Annotated in this window: 14 protein-coding genes; 7 read left to right on the top strand and 7 right to left on the bottom strand. The window is 68.1% G+C overall.

All coding sequences use genetic code 11. From position 1 onward, the window contains the following. Positions 1-24 precede the first annotated feature (24 nt). Entirely contained in the window at positions 25-978 is a 954-nt protein-coding gene (locus WFH23_RS04515; RefSeq protein ID WP_336661716.1) for a Gfo/Idh/MocA family protein, read from the top strand. A gap of 31 nt (positions 979-1,009) precedes the next feature. Here the strand turns inward: WFH23_RS04515 and WFH23_RS04510 are convergent, their stop codons facing one another. Both WFH23_RS04510 and WFH23_RS04505 read right to left on the bottom strand, forming a co-directional pair. Beyond that, entirely contained in the window at positions 1,010-1,225 is a 216-nt protein-coding gene (locus WFH23_RS04510; RefSeq protein WP_200332447.1) for a hypothetical protein, read from the bottom strand. Beyond that, entirely contained in the window at positions 1,222-2,919 is a 1,698-nt protein-coding gene (locus WFH23_RS04505; protein ID WP_336661715.1) for a class I SAM-dependent methyltransferase, read from the bottom strand. Before WFH23_RS04505 ends, WFH23_RS04510 begins: the two co-directional genes overlap by 4 nt. Before the next feature lie 56 nt (positions 2,920-2,975). Between WFH23_RS04505 and glf the strand changes: the two genes are divergently transcribed. Next, a complete protein-coding gene (gene glf / locus WFH23_RS04500) occupies positions 2,976-4,115 on the top strand; it encodes a UDP-galactopyranose mutase (protein ID WP_336661714.1) in 1,140 nt (379 codons plus the stop codon). On the opposite strand, the gene nhaA is transcribed toward glf, so the two are convergent. The 3 genes from nhaA to WFH23_RS04485 all read right to left on the bottom strand — a co-directional run bounded on the left by nhaA (position 4,112) and on the right by WFH23_RS04485 (position 7,653). Further along, a complete protein-coding gene (nhaA, locus tag WFH23_RS04495; RefSeq protein ID WP_336661713.1) occupies positions 4,112-5,443 on the bottom strand; it encodes a Na+/H+ antiporter NhaA in 1,332 nt (443 codons plus the stop codon). The genes glf and nhaA overlap by 4 nt on opposite strands. Before the next feature lie 96 nt (positions 5,444-5,539). Further along, positions 5,540-5,671, bottom strand: coding sequence for a hypothetical protein (locus WFH23_RS04490; protein ID WP_255537064.1), 132 nt, complete (start codon positions 5,669-5,671; stop codon positions 5,540-5,542). Positions 5,672-5,748: 77 nt separating this feature from the next. Further along, entirely contained in the window at positions 5,749-7,653 is a 1,905-nt protein-coding gene (locus WFH23_RS04485; protein ID WP_336661712.1) for a glycosyltransferase, read from the bottom strand. Positions 7,654-7,805: 152 nt separating this feature from the next. Here WFH23_RS04485 and deoC point away from each other — a divergent pair, with 152 nt between their 5' ends. Both deoC and WFH23_RS04475 read left to right on the top strand, forming a co-directional pair. Next, on the top strand, positions 7,806-8,507 hold the full coding sequence (gene deoC / locus WFH23_RS04480) for a deoxyribose-phosphate aldolase (protein ID WP_336661711.1): 702 nt from the start codon (positions 7,806-7,808) through the stop codon (positions 8,505-8,507). A gap of 156 nt (positions 8,508-8,663) precedes the next feature. Beyond that, positions 8,664-10,211, top strand: coding sequence for an HNH endonuclease signature motif containing protein (locus WFH23_RS04475; RefSeq protein WP_336661710.1), 1,548 nt, complete (start codon positions 8,664-8,666; stop codon positions 10,209-10,211). Here the strand turns inward: WFH23_RS04475 and WFH23_RS04470 are convergent. Next, positions 10,199-10,570 carry a hypothetical protein gene (locus WFH23_RS04470; protein WP_200332461.1) on the bottom strand — a complete coding sequence of 124 codons (372 nt, stop codon included), beginning with the start codon at positions 10,568-10,570 and terminating at the stop codon, positions 10,199-10,201. The two genes, WFH23_RS04475 and WFH23_RS04470, sit on opposite strands and share 13 nt — an antisense overlap. Beyond that, positions 10,567-11,946, bottom strand: a complete 1,380-nt coding sequence (locus WFH23_RS04465) for an O-antigen ligase family protein (RefSeq protein WP_336661709.1) — start codon at positions 11,944-11,946, stop codon at positions 10,567-10,569. The genes WFH23_RS04470 and WFH23_RS04465 overlap by 4 nt, the downstream gene beginning before the upstream one ends. Before the next feature lie 71 nt (positions 11,947-12,017). Here WFH23_RS04465 and manA point away from each other — a divergent pair, with 71 nt between their 5' ends. The 3 genes from manA to WFH23_RS04450 are packed head-to-tail and all read left to right on the top strand — an operon-like array spanning position 12,018 to position 14,905. After that, entirely contained in the window at positions 12,018-13,340 is a 1,323-nt protein-coding gene (manA, locus tag WFH23_RS04460) for a mannose-6-phosphate isomerase, class I (protein ID WP_336661708.1), read from the top strand. A gap of 57 nt (positions 13,341-13,397) precedes the next feature. Then, entirely contained in the window at positions 13,398-13,967 is a 570-nt protein-coding gene (locus tag WFH23_RS04455) for a hypothetical protein (protein WP_442918687.1), read from the top strand. Then, complete coding sequence (locus WFH23_RS04450; RefSeq protein WP_090151701.1) at positions 13,967-14,905, top strand: bifunctional riboflavin kinase/FAD synthetase; 939 nt, start codon at positions 13,967-13,969, stop codon at positions 14,903-14,905. The genes WFH23_RS04455 and WFH23_RS04450 overlap by 1 nt, the downstream gene beginning before the upstream one ends. Positions 14,906-14,931: the final 26 nt, after the last annotated feature.

Raw genomic sequence — 14,931 nt, 5'->3', positions numbered from 1 at the left:
GGAGCAGACACGTGGAGGAACACTGTGGCACAACCGAACGTCGTACTCTTCGGTGCTGGATCGATGGGACGCAATCACGCGCGCATCATCGCGAACTCCAGTCGAGCGAACCTCGTCGGAATCGTCGATCCGTTCGAGACGAACGGACGCGCGGCGACCGACGCGTTCGGCGGAGAATGGTACGCCTCGGCGGAGCCGGCGCTGAAGCACGCCGACGCCGTGGTCGTGGCAGCATCGACGGAGTACCACTACGACATCGCGCGCGAGATCCTCGACGCCGGGCTGCCCGTGCTCATCGAGAAGCCGATCTGCCCCTCTCTCGAGCAGACCGAAGAGATCCTGGCGACCGCTGAACAGCGCGGCGTTCCGGTCCAGTGCGGGTTTCTCGAGCGGTTCAACGCCGGGGTGATCGCGGCGCAGTCGCTCATCGAAGAGCCCGTGTACGTGCGCGCCGAGCGCCATTCACCGTACTGGTCGCGCATCAAGACGGGCGTCGCCTGGGATCTCCTCGTGCACGACGCCGACCTCATCTCGCGCATGTTCGGATCGCAGTCGCCGGAGCGCGTCAACGCCGAGCTCGGGTACTTCCACCCGGAGTCGCTCGAGAACGCCGAGGACGTCATCGATCTCACCCTGCGCTTCCCGGGCAACGGCATCGCATCCGCCTCCGCGAGCCGCATCGGCCAGCGCAAGGTGCGACGCCTGACCATCCAGTCGCTCGACTCCATGGTCGAGGTCGACCTGCTCCTGCGCGGCGTGACGAAGTACCGGCACGCGAACATCGAGAGCACCATCGGTCACGCCGGCTTCAAGCAGATGACCGAGATGGAGGTGCCGGAGGTGTCGGGCGCCGAGCCGCTCGCGGCGCAGTTCGATCACTTCGTCGACCTCGTCGAGGGACGCGTCGACATGGATGACGAGCGGCGCAGCATTCTGCCGGCGCATCGCATCATCGCCGAGGCACTCCGGCAGCGCTAGCGCAGTCTTCGCGCGGCGGCAGCCCGGCCCGTCACGGCTTCGGCGTGAACGCGCGCTCCGCGAGGTCGATCAACTCCGCGACGCGGAGGCTGTCGCGTCGCAGTTCGTCGATCTCGGACTCCAGGCGGGAGACGCGCTCGCGCTCGGCCTGCAATTCGGCCTCGAGGCGCGCGATCGCGTCATGCGGAGTGCCGAGCACGCGACGAGCCCGTCCGAGCGCGCGTCGTGCTGCATTCGGTTCATTCATTCGTGTTCTCCAGAGATCGGTTCGGTCGATGCAGGCGTGGCGCTGGTCGAATCGAACAGCACGGTCGCCCCGACTGGTCGACGAGAGCGGCGTCTGAACGTCTCCGCGCGCGCGAGCGGCATCGTGTCGACGACGCCCTCGGGCAGCTCGGGCAGCGGTTCGTGGATCGGGTCGAAGACGAGGCGGAGACCGTACGCTGCGGCCTCATCCGCGAGCTGGGCCTCTTCGAGATGCCAGCCGGTGGGATCCTCGAAGGTCACGTCGCGTGCGTGGCGCGCATGGAAGGTGAACGCGGCCTGGCCTCCGGAATGCAGCGCCATGCGCATGAGGCGCCACGCGTATCCGCGCCCGTGATGCCCGATCTCATCGAGCACGTGGTTCGCGACGACGTCGAACGACCCTCGGATGCCGAGTTCGGCGGTGATGCCGAGCGACCGCGCCCGGTAGAGATTGATGTGCTCGTACGTCGGCTCCGGCGGATCGCCGGCGAACCCGCTCGCGCGACGGAGCGCTTCGGTCGCGTAATCGAGTCCCACCACACGTGCGTCGGGATGGGTCACCTGCAGCGCGCGGGTCAACGCCCCACTGCCGCAGCCGAGATCGAGTACGACCGGCGAAGCCTCGCTGCGCAACGCCTCGAGAAGCCACTCGCGGCCCTTCGCCCACTGCGCCTCGGACGCGTCGCGGGCAGCCTCGTGAGCGGCGTCGACGGGCGCGTTCGCGTGGCCGCTCGACGCCGACGCATAGTGCGCATCCCAGAAATCGCGATGGAAGTTGAAGGAGCCGAACCAGCTGTCAAACCGGCGCCGCGTCGGCTCGGGCGTCTCGAGCACGTACCCCGGAATCGGCGTGCGCCAGTTCGCGTCGTAGTTGATGGTGAGCCAACGATCGGTGTCGGCGGGGGCGGGAAAATCGGCGCCGTTGATCGACACCCTGCCGAACGGGAGCATCTGATCCATGCGCATCTCGCCGCGCACGTGGAACGGCTGGTTGATGAGCCCGTCCTCCGTGAAGAACGCGGCGAACACGTCGATGTAGTGCACGACCTCGCCGTGATCCGCGTCCCTGAAGAGCAGTTGCATGTGCGTCGCGCTGTGACGCTTGATCTCGTACCCCAGATCCGCGAGTGCGCGTCCCACGCGAAACGCTTCGACGGAGACATCGACTGGGTGCGTATGCTCCGAGAGGTATGCGATGTCGGCGTCATCGTCGTGGGGGAGCAGCGCGCCGGATCGCACAGCGCCGAGCAGGGTGCCGCCGACGACGAAGGGTCGGAGCCCCTGCTGCTGCAACTGCTCGACGAGCACGGCGGAGCGCTCGACGATGAGCGCTTGAACGTCCTCACCCATCGCATCGAGCGCGACGCCCAGACGCCCCCACTTGTTGACGACGAGCGGTGTGCCCGACTCGTCGACCACCGTAGTGCGATGCTCGGCCTCGTCGAAGGCGATCTCGGCTGCTTCGAGACACGACCCGCTGGCCGAATCGTGCACGCTCAGGCGGGTGCTGCCCGTCAGATGCGGGCGGAGCGTCTCCGGCCAGTCGATCTCGGCGGGAGTCTCGAGCCCGCGCACATCGATCGACCAGATGCGCGCATCGTCGAATCTGACGTCGACGGACACCGTGCGCTCGGGAAGCGCTTCCAAGACGAGATGTCGAGACGTGGATCGTGAGTTCATATGCGGCAGAGTCATGCGGTTCGCCCAGTCTAGCGCCGGGGGTGCGGCGCCCAGCCTCTAAGCTAGAGACCATGGATCTTCTTGTCGTCGGATCAGGTTTCTTCGGACTCACCATCGCCGAGCGCGCTGCGAGCGCCGGCAAGCGAGTCGTGGTGATCGATCGCCGCTCGCACATCGGCGGCAACGCCTACTCGGAGGCGGAGCCGGAGACCGGCATCGAGGTCCACCGATACGGCGCGCATCTCTTCCACACCTCGAACGAGACGGTGTGGGAGTACGTCAACCGCTTCACCACGTTCACGAACTACGTGCACAAGGTCTACTCGAACTTCAAAGACGAGGTGTACCCGCTGCCGATCAACCTCGGCACCATCAACCAGTTCTTCCGCGCAGCGTACGGCCCGCAGCAGGCGCGCGAGGTCATCGCCAAGCAGGCGGAGGAGTTCGACACGAAGTCGGCTCAGAATCTCGAGGAGAAGGGCATCTCGCTCATCGGCCGACCGCTCTACGAGGCGTTCATCCGCGACTACACCGCGAAGCAGTGGCAGACGCCGACGACCGACCTGCCGGCCGAGATCATCAGCCGCCTGCCGGTGCGATACACCTACGACAACCGCTACTTCAACGATACGCACGAGGGCCTGCCCACCGACGGCTACACGGCATGGCTCGAGCGTATGGCCGATCACCCGAACATCGAGGTGCGCCTCAACACCGACTTCTTCGACGAGAGCCAGCCGCTGAACAAGCGGGCCGTCGTCGGCACCGTTCCCGTCGTGTACACGGGCCCGGTCGACCGCTACTTCGACTACGCGGAAGGCGAGCTCGGGTGGCGCACGCTCGACTTCGAGCAGGAGGTGCTGCCCGTCGGCGACTTCCAGGGGACGAGCGTCATGAACTACGCGGGAGCGGACGTTCCGTACACGCGCATCCACGAGTTCCGCCACTTCCACCCCGAGCGCGAATACCCGACCGACAAGACCGTCATCATGCGCGAGTTCTCGCGCTTCGCGACGCGCGAAGACGAGCCCTACTACCCGGTCAACACCCCGGAGGATCGGGATCGCCTCCTCAAGTACCGTCAGCTCACCGAAGGCGAGAACGGCGTGCTCTTCGGCGGCCGACTCGGCACGTACCAGTACCTCGACATGCACATGGCGATCGGTTCGGCCCTCACCATGTACAACAACAAGCTCGCGGACGTGCTCTAAACGCTCTCCTGATACACGTCGGGCACGCCGTCGCGGTCCGCATCGATCCGATCGCGGCGCTGCACGCGCCCGTAGTGGCGGTTGCGCACGCCGAGGAGCACGGCCGCGAGTGCTGCGGCGACGACCGACGCTGCGAGAATCGCCACCTTGGCCGTGTCATGGGCGACCGAACCCGCCTCGAAGCTGAGCTCGGCGACGAGCAGCGACACGGTGAAGCCGATGCCGGCGAGGAGCCCGACTCCCGCGATGTCGATCCAACGAAGTGCTGGGTCGAGCGCCGTGCGCGTGACCTTCGTCACCAACCAGGTGGTGACGAGAATGCCGATGGGCTTTCCGAGCACGAGGGCCGCGACGATGCCGAACGTGACGGGATTGAGGGCTGCTGCTCGCACCCCGTCCCAGCCGCCGACTGAGACTCCCGCCGCGAAGAACGCGAAGACGGGCACCGCGAACCCCGCCGAGATCGGGCGGAACCGATGCTCGAAGCCCTCGGCGAGACCCGGGGTGGAGCGCTGCTCGTGCTTCCGCGCGTGCAGCACGGGAATGGTGAAGCCGAGCAGTACCCCGGCGATCGTCGCGTGGATGCCGGAGGCGTGCATGAGCGCCCACGCGGTGACGCCGATCGGCAGCAGTACGACCCACGCGGCGAACGGCCGCGTGCTGAAGAACCCGCGGAAGACCTGCGCGATCACCCCGTAGACGGCGATCGCGAGCAGCGCGAAGAGCAGCGGCGCGACGGCGATCGTGTCAGTGTAGAAGATCGCGATGATGCTGATGGCGAGCAGATCATCGACGACCGCGAGCGTCAGCAGGAAGATGCGCAGTGCGGCCGGAAGTTTCGAGCCGATGATCGCGAGCACCGCCACGGCGAACGCGATGTCGGTCGCGGTGGGTATCGCCCAGCCGGCCCGGAGTTCCGGGTTCTGCCAGACGATCGCCGCGTAGATGCCGGCGGGAACGACGACGCCGCCGATTGCGGCCGCGATCGGCAGCATCGCCGTGCGGAAGTGCTTGAGATCGCCGGCGACGAATTCCCGCTTGAGCTCCAACCCGACCAAGAAGAAGAAGACGGCGAGCAGCCCGTCTGCTGCCCAAGCGCCCAGGCTGAGCCGCAAGTGCCACGGCTCGTAGCCGATCTCCCAATCGCGGAGGGCGAAGTAGGAATCGGCGGCGGGTGAGTTCGCCCAGATGATGGCGATGGCGGCTGCGCAGACGAGCAGGACGCCTCCGACCGTCTCCTTGCGCAGGATCGCCGTGATCCTGCGAGCTTCGGAGAAGGTTCCGTAGCGGGGTACGGTCTGGTCGTGTGTTGGGGGCGTGGATTCCACAGCGTCTCCGTTGGTTCGTTCGCAGTCTGGACCGTTTCTGAACGGCAGAACGCGACGTCGAGGTCTGCAGTGCAGACCACGTCGACCGCGCGCCGTTCAGGCTGCGACGAATGTGGGAGTGGTGCCCGAGAGCATCGCTCCCCAAGAGGAGACGTATCCGTTGGTGCCAGGGTGCGACAGCATCCACTCCATCGGAGTGAAGGTTCGCGGGAGCCCCTGGGAAGTCATCCCTCCCAGGATATCAAACTGCGGGCCGACGGGTGGGCGTTGCATTCGCGTGCGCACGCCCGCCGAACGCGAACCGCTCAGCGGCCGTCGAAGGTGCGCTTCCACGCCTCCGGCGAGGTGATCTCGGGAAGCGCGGCCCGGTACTCGGCGGAGAGCCGATCCCAGTTCTGCTCGATTTCCCGAGCGAGCGCCCGCGACTCTTTCAGGAGGCGACGGAACTTCTCGCGATCGTGTCGGTACCACATCTTGCCGCTCCCGTCGGCCGAGCCGATGATGACGCTCGTGTGATGCGGAATCCGCCACCACAGGGCATCGCTCTTCGCATACTCGAGTTCGGGGGTGCGCGCGTCGGTCTCGTTCACCGTGCGGCGCCAGTGCTGCGGCAGCATGCGAGCGGTGAACGCGGCCAACCGGAGCCCGGTCGGATAGTCGGTGGGCTTCTCCAGCATCGGGAGCGCACGCCCACCGCGTGCGTACGGGGTGTCGGGATCGCCCGGGCGGTACACGTGCGTCTCGGGGAAATCGGCGGCCCGAGCGCGTGCTGCAGGCATGACGCGCGCCAGATCCTCATGGAGGCTCTTCGGGCCCCGCAGCACCGCGCGCATGCCGTCGACGGCGAGCTGCGTCGCGTAGTACTGCATGTTGAGCAGCTTCTTGATGTCCTGCCGTCCGCTGTTGCGCATGAGCGCCCCGCTCTTCGGCTGGTCGGAGTGGAGCAGCCCGGCGATGATGCGATTGCGCGTGTGGAAGAAGGCCTGCCAGTCCTGCGAGTCGTCTTTGTCGATCCAGGAGACGTGCCAGAGCGCGACACCGGGCATCGACACCGTGCGGTAACCGGCGTCGCGGGCGCGGAGGCCGTACTCGGCGTCGTCCCACTTGATGAAGACGGGAAGGGACAGACCGATCTCGGCGATGATCTTCTTCGGGATCATGCACATCCACCAGCCGTTGTAGTCGGCGTCGAGACGCGCGTGCATCCACGGCGTCTGGCGCAGATTGCGCTTGCGGAAGTCGTGGCGGTGCTGCTGCTCGAACGACGGGCCCCACATGAACGGGCCGGGCCGCACCACCTCGGCCCATGCGTGCAGCACGGGCTTGTCGAGCAGATCGAACATGTGCCCGCCGACGATCACGGGAGTGCGGCTGAAGCGGCCGAACTGCAGTGCGCGCAGTGCGCTCTCAGCCTCGAACTCCACATCGTCGTCGAGCAGGAGCAGGAAGTCGGTATCCTCGCGTTCGAGCGTCTCCGACATGGAACGAGCGAAACCGCCCGAGCCGCCGAGGTTGCCCTGTTCGATGACCTGCAGCTTCTCGCCGAGCGCCGCAGCGACATCGTCGAAGCCGGCTTCGTCGCGCACCTTCTGCGTGCCCTGATCGACGAGGAAGATGCGGTCGATGCCCTCCAGCAACCCCGGGTTCTCGGCGACGTTGCGGAGCGTGCCGACGCAGTAGTCGGGCTTGTTGTACGTGGTCATCCCGAGGCTGAGCTTGCCGGTCTCGACCGGCTGCGCCTCCGTCGACCAACGACCGCCCTGAAGCTCGAGGTCTTCGGTGCTCGCGATGAGATCGAACCAGTACCAGCCGCCATCGCTGAAGGATCGCAGCGGAAGATCGAAGGCGGAGGTGGCGTCGCCCGTCACGGCCCGCGAATCGACGCGCTGCTGCACGCCCGACGCGTTCGAGCGGTAGACGATGATCGTGCCGGGCCCCTGGGTGCGCAGCTCGAGCTGCACCCGATCGACCACGGTCCAGCGCTGCCAGTACGCGGCCGGGAAGGCGTTGAAGTAGCTGGCGAACGAGACGCGATTGCCGGAGCGCACGCGCATGCTCTCGCGTGAGATCACGTTGTCGATGTGCGCGTTCTCGCTCAGCCGGACGGGCCGGTTCCGCACCGTGGTCCAGGTCTCGGCGTCCGCGTAGAGCGGCAGCACGTCTGGGTCTTTGGCAACGGGGAACACGACGTTCTGCAGGATGGTCGGCATCGGGAACGAGCCTCTCTGGGCGTGCGGCGGGCAGAATACCGGATCAGTCTACTGGCGAGGAGATGAGAGCCGGGTTGAGCCGTCGCGTCATAGAGTGGCAGGGAGCGCCCCCGTTCCGGGGCGCTGATCCTCGTCTCGAACTGGAGCACCACGTGGCCGCACCCGATCCCGCCCCCGCTTCTGGCTCGACTTCCGAGCTGGCCCGCACGATCGATCACACGTTCTTGAAGCCCGAGGGGCGCCGCGCGGATGTCGAGCGGACCGTCGCCGAAGCAGCCGAGCTCGGCGTCTACAGTGTGTGCGTCTCCCCGAGCGAGCTTCCCCTGACCCTGCCGGAGGGAAGCGACCTGAAAGTGACCGCGGTGTGCGGATTTCCGAGCGGGAAGCACGCGTCATCCGTGAAAGCCGCCGAGGCCGCGCTTGCCGTAGCCCAGGGCGCCGACGAGATCGACATGGTGATCGACTTCGGAGCGGCCATCGACGGCCGGATCGCCGCGGTCGAGGCCGACATTCGTGCCGTCCGCGCGGCGGTGCCTGCACCGACGGTGCTGAAGGTGATCATCGAGTCGGCGGCACTCGACGATGACACCATCACCGCGGTCTGCGGCGCCGCGGAGGCCGCCGGTGCGGATTTCGTCAAGACGTCGACCGGCTTCCATCCGGCAGGCGGGGCGACCGTGCACGCCGTCGAGGTGATGCGGCGAGCGGTGGGGGATCGCGTGGCGATCAAGGCGTCGGGCGGCATCCGCAACCGCGAGGACGCGGAAGCGATGCTGCGGGCCGGTGCGAACCGGCTCGGTCTCTCGTCGAGCCGTACCGTGCTCGAGGGCGGAACGGGTACGGCCGGCTACTGAGCGGGGTGCTGGGGTCGGCTGGGGTGGAGCGGCTGGGCTGGGCTGGGTTGAAGCACTCTGTTTGTAGGTTCCTCAATAATCTGCGCCGGGAATCTTTGGATCCGCAGCGTCCTTCGGGCCGCGATGAATGTCGGCGGCCGCCGGCAGAGTTGATGCATGGAGGCCTCACCGCACATTCGCGAAGCGCAGAGCAGCGAGCTCGATGCGCTCGTGAACGAGCTGGCCTCGGTCGAGCAGCAACTTCGAGGGCTCGGGGCGCGGAAGCGGGCACTGCTGTCGCGCGTCCGTGCAGTGTCCGACACGGTCTGCGCTGAGGAACGGCGTACCGGTCGATCCGCGGAACTGGTCCATCGGGCTGCTGCTGCCGAAGTGGGCTTCGCGCTCGGAATCGCGGACCGGAGCGCCGAGGGGTTGATCGAGCGCTCCTTCGACCTGTGCACGAAGTTTCCGGCGGCCCATGCCTCGCTGGCTGCAGGGCGCATATCAGCGGCTCACGCGGCCGCAGTGGCGGATGCGGGGCTGCTCGTCACGGATAGCGCGGCTCGGCGCGCGTACACGCGGGCGGCCGTGGATATCGCGGAGGCCGAGACGCCGAATCGGGCACGGCGAGCCGCGAAGGTGCTGGCTGAGCGCTTCGCTGGACGTACGTTCGCGGAGCGGTGCGAGCGGGCCGCGGCGGAGCGGCGGGTGTGGGTGACCCCGCTCGACGACGGCATGGCGGAACTGCACGCGGTGGTCGACGCGGTGCTCGCGTCGGCGTTGCACGATCGGCTGACGCGCGTGGGGCAGGCGCAGGTCGTCGCCGACCGCGAGCCGGCCGATAGGTCCACGAGCGGGCGGGGCGCCGGTGCCGGTGCTGGAGGTGCTGATGCTGGGGGTGCCAGTGCCGGAGGTGCCGATGCTGGGGGTGCTGATGCCGGAGACACTGATGCCGTCGCGGCCCGCGCAGATGACGCGGTGGTCGTGCGCACACTCGACCAGGCGCGGGCAGACCTGTTCGTCGACGTGCTCCTCAACGGCGATCCTTCCGAGTTGTGGCGTTCGCGAGGAGGGGTGAGCGGGGAGCGGATCGACGCACGGGTCCAGGTGATCGTCCCGGTGAGTGCGCTGGCCGGTGATCGTGCCGGTGCCGGTGCCGGTGCCGGCCCGAGACGCTTTGCTGATGTCAGTCCAGGAGCCGAGCCCCCGGGCTCCGGCGGCTCCGGCGGCTCCAGCGGCTCCGGGGGTTCAGGAGGCTCCGACGGCTCCGCGCCCGCGATGCTCGCCGGATACGGCGTGATCGGATCGGATCGGGCGCGATTGCTCGCGGGTCTCGCGCGCGGGTGGGATCGGGTGGCGGTCGATGACGCGTCGGGCGCCGTGCTGGCGGTCGATCGGTACCGACCGTCGGAGGAACTGCTCCGATATCTGCGAGCGCGAGATCAGCATTGTCGATTCCCGGGGTGTCAGGTCGTGCCGTTTCGGGCAGATGTCGACCACACGCATGATGCTGCCCGTGGAGGGGCGACGTCGGTCGTCAATCTTGCGGTCCTGTGCCGGAGGCACCACACGATGAAGCACCATGCGGGGATGACGATGACGCAGCATCCCGACGGAGACATCGAATGGGTGACTGCGCTCGGTCGACGAAAACGCGAGCGGCCACCATCTCGAGTGATGTTCGCTCCCGCGCCTGCGCACGAGCGATCGCGTCAGTCCCCGTGAACCTGCAGCTCCTGTCCCGCCCGCCACACCGCGACGGTGAGCGGGGGAGCGCTGGCGGCGATCTCGCGGAGAAGCTCGAACTCGACGCGATCCGCGTTCTGCTGGTGGATCCGGGCGTCGGAGCCGCCCGCCCGAGCGGCGAGTCGCGCGAGGCCGAACTCGGCGAGGAGCCCGCGATCCTCGAGCATCTCGTCGCGCAGCGCGCGCACCACGAAGTCGTCGACCTCTGGAGTCTCGGCGTAGGCGGTGGCGGGGTCTTCGCCGTCGCGCACGAGATGCTCCATGATCGTCTCGCGTTCGAGGCGGGCGTCGGAGCGCAGCTGCACGAGCCGCTCGGTGGTGAGATGCAGGGCGTTCATCGCCTCAGTCCAATGGTGTCGGTGTCCTGCGTGATGGGGATCCGTCGCCACGGCAACTGCGTCGGCTCAGCCTCGAGCGAGGGCAACTGAAAGTCGAATCGTGACTTGACCGCGAGCAGGACCAGGAGCAACCAGTTGCCTTCGATGATGAGGCGGCTCTCCGTCAGCGACTGCACGAGGAGTGCGATCATCACGAGGAACGGCCAGAGCGCGCTGGTCGCGTAGGTCAGCGGAGGGCCGTACCCGCGTCGCGGCGGGTCGACCGCGCGGAACCAGACGCGCCACGTGGTGAGCACGATCAACGGTGCGAACGCGAGCAGCCCGACGATGCCGAGCTGCAACCACACGTCGAGCCACGCGTTGTGGGCGCTCATCACCTGGATACCGGCCTTCTCGTCGAGCGAGGCGAACGGCTCGGCCCAGGGCGCCCAGTAGCTGATCCAGCCCCATCCGAACCACGGCCGTTGCTCGGCCAGGTCGATGACCTTTTGCCAGGTCTCGACGCGCCCCGTCAGGTCACCGCTCTTGCCGAGCAGCCCGAAGACGAAGTCGCGCGCGAACAGCACCAGGCCGATCGCCACGGCCAGCACCGCGCCGCCCGTCACGTACAGCGGCACCCGGCGCTCGGGTCCGAGGCGGCGCGCCCAGAGCGCGAGGATCAACCCGACCACGACCGCCGCGAGCGCCACCCATACGGTCGCACCGCGCGTGAGCAGGATGGTGACGAACGAGAGCACCAGCCAGAACCAGCCCCGCACCGGGCGCACGAGTCCCGCGCGCAGCTGGATGCCGAAGATGATGACGCCGAGCAGCGCGATGAAGCCGAGCAGCACCGAACTCGCGACGAGCCCCTGTATGGGGCCGCCGACGAACAGCAGGTCGCGGCTCCAGTAGAGCAGCTTCGGGATCTTGCCCGATTCGGGCACGTCGATGAAGTTCTGGAAGACGGGGTGCTGCACGAACACGGCGACGATCAGCTCGAAGACGAGCGACAGCCCGATGAGGTACCGCAGCGCGGTGCCGAGGGTGCGCAGCACCTCGTGCCAGGAGAGCACGAACGCGATGACCACCGCGAGCAGCGTGGTCGCAAGCTGTCCGATGACGCCGAGCACGCTCTCGACCCGGTACTGAGACCAGAAGATGGACAGGATCGCCAGCCCGAGGAACCAGTAGAGCGGCGCCGGCAGCCGGTACCACCGGAAGCGCTCGGGGCGTTCGCGCGCGAAGATCACGATGCCCCACACGACGAGGGCCACCGCGAGGCCCAGAAAACCGGGCCATCCCACGAGATTTCGGAACCCGTTGCTGCCCAACGCCAGAACGAAGACGCAGATCGCGTACGCACTCACACCGAGTCTGGTCTTGCTCTCCGACATAGTCGGTATGGTAGTTCATGCCTCGCGGCGGACGGTGTGCGACGGCCGGTCTGCCGAGGCGGAGGAGAGATGTGCTGATCTTCATCGAGAACACCCCGCGTGCGTATGCCTGGGGCTCGACGGATGCGCTCCCCGACATGCTGGGAACGGCGCCCACAGGCGAGCCGCAGGCCGAGCTCTGGCTGGGCACCCATCCCGGCAGTCCCGCGCATGTCGCGAAGGCGACCCCCGTGCAGCACACGCTCATCGATCTGGTCGAGAGCGACCCCGAGCGCTATGGCGTCGACGGCGGCCCGCTTCCGTTCCTGCTGAAGGTGCTCGCGATCGGCGCGCCGCTCTCCCTGCAGGTGCACCCGAACCGCGAACAAGCGGCGGAGGGGTTCGCAGCCGAGGAGGCCACCGGCGTGCCTCGCGACGCCCGCGAGCGCAACTACTGCGATCCGACCCACAAACCCGAGCTCCTCGTCGCCTTGAGCGAGGTGACGGCCCTGAGCGGGTTCCGCGATCTCGCGAATGCCCGCGCAGACCTGCTGCTGCTGGCCGCCGCTGCTCGGGAACTGGGGTTCCTCTCTGGGGCCGAAGGGTTCGAGCGCGCCGCCTGCCGTCTCGTCGGCCGGGAAGCGGGGGAGTTGCGACGCACCTTCTTGACGTGGGCGTTCAGCGGTGAGCCGCGCATCGTCGAGGCGCTCTCCTGCTTGCCCGAGGTGCTGGCTGCCGCGGAGTCTGACGCCGTCGGTTACTGGGAACGAGCCGTCGATGAGGGCACGGTCGATCCGGATCGCCTGGCCGCCCTCCGCGCGCTCGCCGCCGCGCACCCCGGCGATCCCGGAGTGCTCGTCTCGCTGCTCCTCCATCTCGTTCGGCTGGCCCCCGGTGAAGCGATCTTCCTGGGAGCGGGGCAGATCCACGCCTACCTGGGCGGCGTCGCCGTCGAGGTCATGGCCTCCTCCGACAATGTGCTGCGCGCCGGTCTGACGCAGAAGCACGTCGACATCGATGAGTTGTGCCGCATCGTCGACACGGGCGAGCTCGCCGACCCGCGCTTCCCGGCGGAGCGGCTCGGTCACGGCCTCCTCGCATGGCGACCAGCGGTGCCGGAATTCCAGCTCGTACGGGCGCGCTTGCGCGAGGCCGAAGCCGAGGCGGGAGCCGGCTACGCCGACGCCGACACCGCCGTCCGCATCGACCTCCCGGCAGAGGCGCCCGTCGTGCTCGTCGTCACCGCCGGCAAAGTCCGCGTCGAGCGCCCCGATGCTCGTCCCGCCGAAGTCGCGAGCGCTCGGCGCGGGCAATCGCTGTACGTGTCGGCGGGGGAACCGATCTGCATCACCGGCCACGGCGAGGTCTTCCTCGCCACCATCGGCGATGGCTTCGGCGGCCCCGCAGCCCGGTGACCTCACCGGCCGCGACGGACGTCGGGCGGGCCGCCGAAGGCGAGTACACTGATCCGCGTGTCGAACGCCGAATCCGAAGCCTCCGCATCGCCCGCTGCACCCGCCGCGCGACCCGCGGCGCACGGCCAGGGCGAGCCCGGTTCCGCCGAGCCCGGGCGGCTCGGCTCCGATCGGCTCGGCGGCCTGGGGCGCGTGCTCATCGCGGTCTACATCGTCCTCGCGCTCGCCGCGACCTTCCGCTCCGTCTACCAGATCATCGCGAAGTTCGACGAGGCTCCACTCGCCTACTCGCTGTCGGCGCTGTCGGGCGTCGTATACATCATCGCGACGATTGCGCTCATCAAGCGCCGCGGCATCTGGCGCTCGATCGCCTGGGGAGCCCTCATCTTCGAACTGAGCGGCGTACTCGTCGTCGGCCTGCTCAGCATCGTCGAGCCGCAGCTCTTCGGCCATCCCTCGGTCTGGTCGTTCTTCGGCAGCGGATACCTCTTCATCCCACTGGTGCTGCCGGTGCTCGGCCTCATCTGGCTGCGCAGTACGGGGAGAGCCGCCGCGGCGCAGGCCGCCGAGCGGAGTCCGGCACGAACCTCGGCGCAGATCCCGGCGAATCCCGGAGGATCCGCCTGATGCAGATCATCGAATCGCTCGAAGCGATCCGACGCAGCGATTTCTCCGCCGGCAGCTGCATCGCGATCGGCAAGTTCGACGGGCTGCACCTGGGGCATCAGGCGATTCTCGAGCGCATGCGTGCGACGGCGAACGAGATCGGTGCGCGCAGCGTGGCGTTCACGTTCGCGAACCATCCCCTGAGCTATCTGCGACCGGAAGCCTGCCCGAGACCCCTCATGAGCCGGGCGCAGCGACTCGAGGCGATCGCGGGCCTCGGCCTCGACGCCTGCGTGATGGTGGAGTTCGATGCCGACTTCGCCGCGATCCCGGCCGAGGAGTTCGTCGTCGAGGTGCTCGTCGGCAAGCTGGGTGCGAAGCACATCCTCATGGGCGCTGATTTCCGCTTCGGGCACCACGGCGCCGGTGATGGCGCTCTGCTGCGCGCGCTCGGCGAGCAGCACGGCTTCGTCGCGGAGGTGCTCGACTGGGTTGAAGACGACGAGGAGGGGCAGGTCTCGTCCTCGCGCATCCGCGAGGCGCTGCTCGCAGGCGACGTCGAGGGCGCCGGCCGCATGACGGGCCGCCCCGTGGCGGTGCGCGGCGAGGTGGTGCACGGCGATGCGCGGGGCCGCGAGCTGGGGTTTCCGACCGCTAATCTCGGTGGCCGCATCGAGGGGCTCGTGCCGGCCGATGGCGTCTACGCGGGATGGGCGGTGCTCGACGGGGTCACCCACCAGGCCGCGATCTCGGTGGGCAACAACCCGACCTTCACCCCGGATGAGGTGTCGCGCGTCGAAGCGTACATCCTCGATTTCTCCGGAGACATCTACGGCCGCACGCTCGAGATCCGCTTCGCGCATCGCCTGCGCGGCACCGAGCGGTTCGACGGTCTCGACGCGCTCATCGTGCAGATGAACGCCGACGTGGCGCTGGCGCGCACCCTGCTCGAAGGCTGACCGCGCGCCCGGGTCTGTGCTGGCAC

This window comes from Leucobacter sp. USHLN154 (genome assembly GCF_037145595.1).
In the GTDB taxonomy this organism is placed as follows: Bacteria; Actinomycetota; Actinomycetes; order Actinomycetales; family Microbacteriaceae; genus Leucobacter; species Leucobacter alluvii.
The sequence above is the reverse complement of the archived record's forward strand: the minus strand, read 5'-3'. Positions and strand labels throughout refer to the sequence as shown.

Bases quoted from the DNA above. Each gene is read 5' to 3' on its own strand.
- WFH23_RS04510 (WP_200332447.1), bottom strand. From the start codon at position 1,225: ATGAATGAACCGAATGCAGCACGACGCGCGCTCGGACGGGCTCGTCGC.
- WFH23_RS04505 (WP_336661715.1), bottom strand. From the start codon at position 2,919: ATGACTCTGCCGCATATGAACTCACGATCCACGTCTCGACATCTCGTC.
- glf (WP_336661714.1), top strand. From the start codon at position 2,976: ATGGATCTTCTTGTCGTCGGATCAGGTTTCTTCGGACTCACCATCGCC.
- WFH23_RS04490 (WP_255537064.1), bottom strand. From the start codon at position 5,671: ATGACTTCCCAGGGGCTCCCGCGAACCTTCACTCCGATGGAGTGGATG.
- WFH23_RS04485 (WP_336661712.1), bottom strand. From the start codon at position 7,653: ATGCCGACCATCCTGCAGAACGTCGTGTTCCCCGTTGCCAAAGACCCA.
- WFH23_RS04475 (WP_336661710.1), top strand. From the start codon at position 8,664: ATGGAGGCCTCACCGCACATTCGCGAAGCGCAGAGCAGCGAGCTCGAT.
- WFH23_RS04470 (WP_200332461.1), bottom strand. From the start codon at position 10,570: ATGAACGCCCTGCATCTCACCACCGAGCGGCTCGTGCAGCTGCGCTCC.
- WFH23_RS04465 (WP_336661709.1), bottom strand. From the start codon at position 11,946: ATGTCGGAGAGCAAGACCAGACTCGGTGTGAGTGCGTACGCGATCTGC.
- WFH23_RS04450 (WP_090151701.1), top strand. From the start codon at position 13,967: ATGCAGATCATCGAATCGCTCGAAGCGATCCGACGCAGCGATTTCTCC.